The organism is Lacticaseibacillus salsurivasis (assembly GCF_036246225.1).
Classification (GTDB): Bacteria; Bacillota; Bacilli; order Lactobacillales; family Lactobacillaceae; genus Lacticaseibacillus; species Lacticaseibacillus salsurivasis.
The window spans coordinates 65,699-74,260 of the sequence record NZ_BTTP01000013.1 but is presented as its reverse complement, the minus strand read 5'-3'; the positions used below and the strand labels follow the sequence as shown (position 1 = coordinate 74,260).

Annotated in this window: 6 protein-coding genes; all 6 read right to left on the bottom strand. The window is 45.9% G+C overall.

Translation table 11 applies throughout. The annotated features are described in order from the left end of the window. Positions 1-72: 72 nt before the first annotated feature. Complete coding sequence (locus tag AAA927_RS09470) at positions 73-1,365, bottom strand: hypothetical protein (RefSeq protein WP_338217647.1); 1,293 nt, start codon at positions 1,363-1,365, stop codon at positions 73-75. A 1,229-nt stretch (positions 1,366-2,594) separates the two neighbouring features. Further along, complete coding sequence (locus tag AAA927_RS09465) at positions 2,595-3,737, bottom strand: acyltransferase family protein (protein ID WP_338217646.1); 1,143 nt, start codon at positions 3,735-3,737, stop codon at positions 2,595-2,597. Positions 3,738-3,999: 262 nt separating this feature from the next. Continuing rightward, on the bottom strand, positions 4,000-5,697 hold the full coding sequence (locus AAA927_RS09460) for an LTA synthase family protein (protein ID WP_338217645.1): 1,698 nt from the start codon (positions 5,695-5,697) through the stop codon (positions 4,000-4,002). A gap of 345 nt (positions 5,698-6,042) precedes the next feature. After that, positions 6,043-6,888: a dTDP-4-dehydrorhamnose reductase gene (rfbD, locus tag AAA927_RS09455; RefSeq protein WP_338217644.1), complete on the bottom strand. Its 846-nt coding sequence runs from the start codon at positions 6,886-6,888 to the stop codon at positions 6,043-6,045. A gap of 77 nt (positions 6,889-6,965) precedes the next feature. After that, a complete protein-coding gene (gene rfbB, locus AAA927_RS09450) occupies positions 6,966-7,991 on the bottom strand; it encodes a dTDP-glucose 4,6-dehydratase (protein WP_338217643.1) in 1,026 nt (341 codons plus the stop codon). Between the two features lie 2 nt (positions 7,992-7,993). Beyond that, a complete protein-coding gene (gene rfbC, locus AAA927_RS09445) occupies positions 7,994-8,560 on the bottom strand; it encodes a dTDP-4-dehydrorhamnose 3,5-epimerase (RefSeq protein ID WP_338217650.1) in 567 nt (188 codons plus the stop codon). Positions 8,561-8,562 lie beyond the last annotated feature (2 nt).

Here is an 8,562-nt window from a genome sequence, read left to right as displayed (position 1 = left end):
GGGTGTTAGTCTGAGAGTGGGTCATGAAGATTCCTGCTTTCTTGTTTAGCTAGTACTAACAAGAATAGGTCTTCATGGCCTTTTTGGTCTAGTCGTCAGGGTGTTGCACTTGAATTGTAAACTGGGGACTTTAAAAGTCTTTGTATACCTATTCTTATTCACGTCAAAATACTTAAGATGGCCACCAATCGAACGCCAACCGGATGTCGCCTTAACGAAACTATTAGCAGTACTGCCAGGCGCCACGGCCCCTTTAGGCACCAACTTTACCCGGTATGCTTCTAAACGCAGGGAAAGACCACTTGTCCCAGCGTACGCGCCGTTGCGCGTCCAACCCAGCCATCCTTTGTTTTGAGCAAAACCTTGATAGTAAACATTGAAATATTTTCCAATCGCGCCAATACCAGAAATGGCAAAAGCCTCTTCGCGCAGTCCTAAACCAGAGGTTCCTGCAATCTGACCATCCGTCACCATTGGCATCCAGCCCTTATTCTGCACATGGGCCTGGTACTTGAGCCCACCGGTAAGCCCTTCGTCAAGAGGGCCAATCAACACTTTCATCGCTTCCATTTGGAGAGAACGGCCTGTGGTGCCGGCGATTGCACCAGCAGGCTTGATAGGCCCCCACCCGATATTCTTAGTGTGTGCCTGGTATGCCAAATCTGGCATGCTCAGCACCTTGAAATTAACAGAATCACTGGCCTTTGGGACGGCTTCGCCGTGCTTCACGAGCACAATCTGAATGGCCTCCATTCTCCAGCTCATGCCAATGCTTCCGGCTTTTTCGCCGTCATGGGCATAATCGGTCCACCCCACGTTTTGCGTGTGTACACGATAATACACCGAGTAGTCCTGAGCTAGGCTCCCCGTAAGATGAATCCGGATGGCCTCCATCTGAAGACTGCGACCGACCGTTCCAGAAGTGGCAGCATTACTGACTTCCTTTTGCCAGCCCACGTTATGTACATGTGCACTGTACGAAATGCCTCCGGTCATGCCAGCCGGCAGGTGCCCAACCGAAATTCGGATAGCCTCAAGGCGTAGGTTTTGTCCAGTCGTTCCTGACATCCTGCCGTTCAAAACCGTCGGCAACCAGCTTCTATTCTGCACCTGCGTCGTGTACCAAATCACCGGACTGGTTGTCCCTTCTGCTACACCTGAAGCAGGTGTGATTCCCGACTCCGTATTCGCCTCTGCTGGCCCCGAAATCTTTTCCTCAGATGTGGAACTAGCTGACGTCTTGGCCGTTGTCCTCACATTGTCACTACTCGCCGCAAAGGTCGTGTTGCCTGATACGCCGCCAACGAAGAACACGGTCGCCCAAAATAAGGTTAATACTTTGATTCGCATTGTCACAGTTCCCATACCTCAAATACTCCTATAGATTGCCATTTATATAGTCACATTTTACACTAATTCTCACATTAGCCAAAAATAAATAACGGAAATCATCGATTCCAGTGGTCTGAACATCATAAGAACGTTCACCTCCCCGTTTTCACGACTTCAAGCCAATCTTAGTCATTAGATCATCTCGCGACAAATTTGAAAAGTAACCTAACAATCAGGCGTTAGCAGTTAGAAACGAGGCCACATAAAGGCAGTTCAATTTCTACGCAGTACGCTGTTCACTCTCATCATTCACAATCTGAACCAGCCAATGACAGACACTGAACCCGTTGCCTAATTGCCTCAGCTGGGCGGCAATCTTACCACGTCCACCATGTAACCAATCCAAGGTTCGCCCATCGTGGCCATAACCGTGTTCAAAGAGTCTTGCTCGGGGTTGCCGTGTGGTGGCCCGCTGAGTCTTACATTCAGTAAAGAGATTTAGGGCAAAAATCAAAGCTAAAAACCTTTGATGCCGATGCCATGTCGTGGTTCATTAAAATTGGTTGACGCAAAAGAGCCTCGTGGTGAAAAACGCCATCAGTCTGGCTTTTGATACGTTTGCATATCTGACACAGTTTCCAGGCTTGTTCCCGACCCTATTGCATGGGCGCGTGGCGAGTCCATTAACATTGCGGCTCGGGCACAGAATATCATGCTGGGTGACTGGCGGGCATAAGTACTGATCCGGCCGGAAACGGGTTCAATTTCGCCATCACGGCTCACAAGAGCAATAAGGATTCAACAAGACAGCGCTGGTCTGGTTGAATCCGAAGCTTTAATCCAATTCCTGTTGGAACGCAAATTTTGATAAGCTAGATTGGCTTAGTCATATGTCTAAGTGACAATACAGGCTGATGCAGCCCACCCCAAAATTTCATTAGCATGGGACCCATCACATCATCAGAAACCTTATAAATGATGAAACCAGCCATGTCTCTCAGTATGTGAAGGGTCTTTAGGCGCTCTATGGGGAAAGTGTCACATGAATCATTATCCAGGCAACGATTTTAGAAACCATTGTCTTACCCGAACTACGAATGGATTTTGGGATGAAAAGCCCCTCAGCCGAGCACAATGAGAGCAACACCATTCAAAATCAATCAATCCTTTATTTAATTGCTAGTCTGAATCCTTCGGGTTGTGAGGAGGAGTAACTTATATAATTTTTGAGGCGTATATTACCACACCTTCTACAATAGGTCTCAACCAATATCCATATGGGAATACGCGTTCCAGAACTGTTTGACACTCTTAGTCTTAAGAAGTACTGCTAGAGGCTTTTCTATCGCAAGATATACCAGTACAGCGATGCCTAAGCTCAGTATATAAACTGCCAAAACTTTTATGTGTAGATTTGCTACCCCTGAAAACAGTGGAATTATATACCAGTGAACCAGATAGATGGTGAAGCTCACTTTCCCCATGATTGCGAAGGGGTTGAAACTCATTAGTCGACTGACTAAGCCATTGGGATTTAAAAGTAATAGTAAAATAAGAATTCCAAAAATAAGCGTACACAGTAGCGGATGCACCCAGCCAATGAAGAATGTCGCAAGTTGCGGATTAAAACGAAGCAAAAATACATTGCTGGTATAAAGTGGAAATAGGACAATGGCGACTGACGCTACATCGAACGCAATTCTTATCCACAATTTCTGAAACAAAATCAAGTGCGGTTTTAAAAAACGCCAAAAATAGGATGTCGCCATTCCGATTAAGAAGGGACCGAGTAACAAACTAGATGGCTGGCCATTATCTGTTAGTATCTTTGAGAAAATATCAATTCTCGGGTTGTAGACCGCTACAATGATCAAGAAAATGCCTGAAACCATGAGAAGCTTGGGCGAACTAGCCTTTATGTTAAAGATCTTCCTAATCACCCCAAAGAGTGCCGCAATTAGCATGCCTATTAATGGAGTCATCAAGTAAAGAATCATGATATTCTGCATGAACCAGATGTGCCCACTCACGTTCTTTAGCAGTAAGAAAGAGAATAAATCTCTCTTGGAACTAAAATACGTGCCAGGAAAAACTAGATTGACAGTCAGTACGATTGCCCAGTATGGGGGCATAATTCTCATAATTCGTTTGGCATAGTAGACAAGGACATCTTTAGGTGAGGTGAAACTAACTTCTAGTGGATGTCGAGAAAATGGCGCTGCGGCCATAAATCCAGATACCGCAAAAAAAATGGCATTCCCTACTCCGCCTTGATTGATCACATGGCAGTGAGACATGACAACAAAAATGATTGCCCACGCTTTTAGCGTATCAATTGACGCAACGCGCCCTTTTACGTGAGAGGCGGTGATTGCTACTTGTTCGGTTTTTATTCGATCCGTCAACTTTACCCCCCAAAAACCATGCTGTTCTGATTATACCCAAAGTGTCTATGAGCTCGCCGCCCACACTACACTACTCCTCCGAGAACTTACAATTACAAACAAAACGTTGAACATAGATAGCAGCGAAAATTTGATCATTGAGCAAGCAGAGGCCAATTAGTGCAATCCACTTCTTTTACTCATCTTTTTTGCCCACGTCCTCTGATGAAGGAACCAGATTAGCCTAGTGAGCTCCTTGCTACCATTCGGTTAGTTTTCGATTTCATTTTTTTCCAATTGTGTTCAGCGAGAATGAATCGTATTGAAGAATTTTATTTTTCAGCTTACTCATCGATGCCGGAAGGCTGGTTAGCTGTGCATTTCGAGTTGAGTAGAAGCTTTCTCCTATCGCAGAAACATTTTCATACTGCGTTGGCTGGTTTGTGAAAAGCGACGTGCCCAAAAAGTAATTCTTTACTTTACTAATTCCCAGCAAGTCTAGCACTGTCGGAGCAAGCGCTAGAGAGTTTCTTCCTTTCACATCAATAGTCTCCGGTTTGATTCCCGGGTAATAAATCATTAATGGTATCTTGGAGATGAAAGTGCCCTGCTGTGTATCGTCCATTGTGCCTGTGTAATCAGGCGATGGATAGCTCGCATGGTCAGTTGTAAAGATTAGAACAGTGTTCTTTCTCAGCTCACTCGCATTAAAATTACTTAGAAACTCACCAAAAACAGTATCGAGATTGTGAAACTTGTTTAGTACAGCGTTCTTACCATTCCCATAATGATTATCCTTAACGGACCATCCGTTATGCGTCTCCAAAGTATATGTCCCTAGGAAGAAACGTTTTCCTTGCTTGTTAAGATTACTAGCCTGATTAAACAGTAATTTCAGATTATCCTCATCACTAAGATAGGTAGTGCTCCCTGACCGAGACCAGGTTTTTTTCTCTCCCGATATGACTCGATTAAAGCCTAATGTTTTCAGATACGGGGTAAATTGTGCATGCAACGGTTCCGGATTAATGAACTCAGTATAGTAACCACGTTTTCGGAGAATTTGAGGCACTCCTATCAACGGCGTGTCCGTTCGCTCGGCGATTTGTTTAGCATTTTTGGTTCCCCAGTATCCCTCATCATATTGATACGAAGAAAAGAGCTGCCCGCGAACTCCCTTGTACGTTGGAGCAGTATGGTTAAAATAATTCACAAAATTATCGGTCTGAGTCGCAAATTTGGTCAGGTTTGGCATCAGTCCGGGATACTTAGCAGCAGTTTCATCAATGGTTTTGTGGCTTGTGCCTTCAGCAAAGATAACGATAACATTGGCGTGTTTTACGTCAATCTTGATTCCCCCAGAAACTGAAGATTTTTCGAATGAACGAATTATACTAGCTTTATGCCGTTCATTTTCTGCTATCTTTTGAGCTGTTTTTGCTGCCGCTCGATAGACACCATACTCGATCCAAGTTGCCTTGATTGCAGTGGTACGTTGCGTCATATGAACCGCTACACCAAATAAGCCCCCGAGCGCAATTATTGTAATCCGAAACTTTGGCGACGGGTAACGCAGAAAGTGAACCGGTAAAAATGAAACAATGACGACGAGTACAACAATAGTGATATACTTCGGCAGTGCCGGACCCAGGGCTTTGAGATTTTGAACGTTGTCCAGCATAATCTTTGTAACAAATGAACCCGAAAATAGATGAACCCACTCCTGTGAGACAATAAGTAATGTCAGTAACGAAGAAAGCACATAGCTGAAGTAACGTAAATGCTTGCCTAGAACCAGCACACCGCCATACACAAGGAATAATTCGCCCAGTTCAAGGACGGCATGCATAGGTGTGCCTGCAAATAAATTCGGTGTTACAACAAGCGCGATCGAAATGACAATTTTACATAGAGTGAGAATCGTACAGTATGGTGCAACGCGCACTTTAAACGCCGCTATCAAATTAAGAAACCTGTCCACTGGGATACCTCTTCGTCTAGATATTTATGAAATATTTTCATTCATGATGTTAACAGTATAATCCACCTCTTAGCAAAGCGGTAGCGTTGATTAGTTGGATGGGTAAAGCATTGAGGCCTGCTCACAGCTGCAGCTACTCGCTGTGAAGGCGACTTACTATAATGCGCGACATACCTCGAACAAAAAAGGCCCTATGATCTCTTGGTATTGATACTAATCAACACCTTTTGTCACAGAACCTTAAAGAATGAAGCCCGCTAAATATAGGAGGCTCCTACAAACAGTATACGACCCTGACTTATTCTGAGTATTGATTGCCCTCAGATATCGATGTTCCGCAATCGTCTACTTTTTAGCAATTTCAGCCATAAATTCGGACAATGCCTCTTGCCACGTCGGAATCTTAAACCCGGTCGCTTCAGTCTTGCTGAGGTCGAGCAGAGAATGCCGTGGGCGCCATGCCTTCTGAGGGTACTCTGCACTGGTGACAGGTAGGACCTCGGTATTGGTATCTGCAAGAATAGCGGTAGCAAACTCATACCAGTTGCAACTGTTCTCATTGGACAGGTGATAGATGCCATATTCAAGTTTCTGGTCAACCGCAAATACCATGAAGTTCGCTAGCGTCTTCGTCCAGGATGGCCGTCCAAACTGATCATTGACGACAGTAAGTTTATCATGCGTCTTCGCCAAGTTGAGCATGGTGTAAACAAAGTTATGTCCGTACTCACCAAACACCCATGAGGTACGGATAATGTAGTACTTAGGTGCATACTTCTGAATGGCGAGTTCACCTTCATACTTGGTCCGACCGTACTCATTCCGTGGCGCCGGCTCGTCATCGACGGTATACATCTCTTTTCGATCTCCGTCGAAGACATAGTCCGTGCTGATGTAGATGACCGTTGCATCGTACTGACCAGCTGCCTTCGCAATGTTTTCGGTTCCCGTCACGTTAACCAGTTGATTTACGGCTTTGCCTTCATCCTCGGCTTTATCAACTGCGGTGTATGCTGCACAGTGATAAACAATGTCCGGCCGGAAAGCTGCAAAGTACGCATCGACCGCGGCCGCATCTGTGATGTCTAGTTCCTTCGAATCGGTAGCGCGGTATGCGTAACCGCGAGCATCCAACAGGTGACGTAATTCAGTTCCTAGCTGCCCTTGCGCACCAGTAATTAAAATCTTCACTCTAATCTCCCTTTCTCGCACAAACGCGAAGCATTCAAGATGCTTCGCGTTTCATCATCGCTAGCAAAAGCGCTAGTCTATTGACCTTGCTTTGCATACTTGGCCTCGACTGCTGCCTTTTCTGCTTGCCACCACGCTTCATGCTCGGTGTACCATTGAATGGTATGCGCCAGCCCAGTTTCAAAGTCGGTAAACTTCGGTGCCCAACCCAGTTCCGTACGAAGCTTGGTTGAGTCGATAGCATAGCGTAAATCGTGACCAGGCCGATCCTTGACTTGCTCATAATCGTCAGGGGACTTGCCCATCTGCTTAAGAATCATCTCAAGCACCGTCTTGTTGTCCTGCTCCCCATCAGCACCAATCAAGTAGGTTTCTCCGATTTTTCCCTTCGTCAGAATGGTCCAAACTGCTCGAGAATGGTCTTCAGTGTGAATCCAATCGCGGACGTTCTTACCGGTTCCGTACAGCTTAGGTGTGATTCCACTCAGAATATTTGTAATTTGGCGTGGAATAAATTTTTCAATGTGTTGGTAGGGTCCGTAGTTGTTCGAGCAATTCGAAATCGTTGCCCGTACTTTGAAAGACCTCGTCCACCCATGAACCAACATGTCACTGGCTGCTTTTGTTGATGAGTAAGGACTCGAAGGGTTGTACCGACTTTCAGTCGTGAACTTCTCGCCGACACCATCGCCGTGGCCAGGCAGGTCTTCCCGCAATGGCAAATCGCCATAAACTTCATCCGTTGACACATGGTGAAAGCGAACGTCATATTTGCGGGCAGCTTCCAGCAAGGTGTACGTGCCAACCACGTTGCTGTGTAGAAAAGGACTCGGGTCCAGCAAAGAATTGTCGTTGTGACTTTCCGCAGCATAATGAACACAGGCGTCAACTTGACTCATCAGCTTATCTACAAGCGGCGCGTCACAGATGTCTCCAACCACAAGCTGAACACGGTCGCCCAAAATATCGGCAATATTATCTTTGTTGCCCGCGTACGTCAACTTATCCAAAACGATAATCTCAACATCAGGATGATTGTTGTAGACATAACGGACAAAGTTCGAGCCGATGAACCCGGCTCCGCCGGTAACCATAATTTTCATTGTTAGATCTCCCCGTAAACAAAATTGTTTTCGGCATCCTTCAATTGTGGATGCTTCGTATCCTTTTCGGACATAATTAGGTGCGTCAATGGCATCGGCCAGTCAATCCCAATATCCGGATCATCGAAGGCAATCCCGCGATCTGCCTGGGGTGCGTAAACACCTTCCACCTTGTAGCAGAAGTTAACGTTGGGAGTCAGGGTGATAAAGCCGTGCGCAAAACCCTTCGGAACGAACAGCTGACGGTGGTTGAACTCGCTCAAGATATAGCCTTCCCACTGGCCGTAGGTTGGCGAGCCCTTGCGGATGTCGACCAAGACGTCTTCAACCACCCCGGTTACAACACGGACCAGCTTGGTCTGCGCGTACGGCGCCATCTGATAATGCATACCACGCAGCACACCGGCTTCAGCCGAAAGACTCTGATTATCTTGATTGAAATCAGTTGTAATCCCAGCCTCTGCGAACTTGTCGCGCGTCCAGGTCTCAGTAAAGAAACCGCGATTGTCACCGAATACATCAGTTTCGACAATCTTTACATCCTGTAATTTTGTGGAGATAACTTTCAAAC

Bases quoted from the DNA above. Each gene is read 5' to 3' on its own strand.
- AAA927_RS09470 (WP_338217647.1), bottom strand. From the start codon at position 1,365: ATGGGAACTGTGACAATGCGAATCAAAGTATTAACCTTATTTTGGGCG.
- rfbB (WP_338217643.1), bottom strand. From the start codon at position 7,991: ATGAAAATTATGGTTACCGGCGGAGCCGGGTTCATCGGCTCGAACTTT.